This is a genomic window from Vibrio sp. YT-18, from assembly GCF_033337345.1.
Classification (GTDB): Bacteria; Pseudomonadota; Gammaproteobacteria; order Enterobacterales; family Vibrionaceae; genus Vibrio; species Vibrio alginolyticus.
In genome coordinates, this window is record NZ_JAWOQO010000304.1 from 1 (window position 1) to 1,016 (window position 1,016).

A 1,016-nucleotide genomic window follows, 5' to 3' on the forward strand; every position below is an offset into this window, starting at 1 on the left:
CGAATGAGGGGCCAACTCTCTATATCGTACCGACTCCAATCGGAAATTTAGCGGATATCACCCAACGTGCTATCGAAGTTCTGTCGAACGTGGACATCATCGCTGCAGAGGATACCCGACATACGGGTAAATTACTGTCTCACTTCAATATCCAAACCAAAACTTTTGCGTTGCATGATCACAATGAGCAACAAAAAGCACAGGTTTTGGTCGAAAAGCTATTGTCAGGTCAGTCTATCGCCTTAGTGTCTGACGCTGGTACACCACTAATCAGCGATCCAGGATACCATCTGGTGACAAAATGTCGTCAAGCGGGCGTAAGAGTTGTGCCTCTTCCTGGTGCGTGTGCAGTTATCACTGCGTTAAGCGCGTCGGGGTTGCCGTCAGATCGCTTTAGTTTTGAAGGCTTTCTACCGCCCAAAAGTAAAGGTCGTAAAGATAAATTCTTAGAGATCGCATCGGTAGAGCGCACATGCATTTTTTACGAGTCACCACACCGAATTTTAGACTCGTTACAAGATATGTTAGACGTTCTTGGCCCTGAGCGAGAAGTCGTTCTAGCAAGAGAACTCACTAAAACATTTGAAACCATCCAAGGCATGCCTTTGGGTGAACTCATTGAGTGGGTGAAAAGTGACGATAACCAGCAACGTGGTGAAATGGTGCTTTTGATCCATGGTCATCGTGAAACATCGGATGAGGCATTGCCCGATGAGGCTTTGCGTACTTTGGGTATTCTGACGAAAGAACTGCCTTTGAAGAAAGCGGCAGCGTTGGTGGCAGAAATCCACAATCTGAAGAAGAACGCTCTATACAAATGGGGTTTAGAAAACTTAGATTAAGGGCTGTTTAGATTGAATATTGCAAAGGGTTGATGTGAAAGCATCGACCCTTTTTTATTGTTTACCTTTTGCGTTTTGACTAAAAACTCATCACTCGGTGCATTCATTTCATCATATCTGTGATCTAACTAGACTCTGAAGTGAGAACTCTATACAATCCGCCCTCGGAGCTGA

Annotated in this window: 1 protein-coding gene; it reads left to right on the top strand. The window is 44.8% G+C overall.

Going from position 1 to position 1,016, the window contains the following annotated elements; genetic code table 11:
- Positions 1-842, top strand: an 842-nt coding sequence (gene rsmI, locus R7M72_RS26175) for a 16S rRNA (cytidine(1402)-2'-O)-methyltransferase (protein WP_318056602.1), incomplete at its 5' end; no start/stop codon positions are given.
- Positions 843-1,016: the final 174 nt, after the last annotated feature.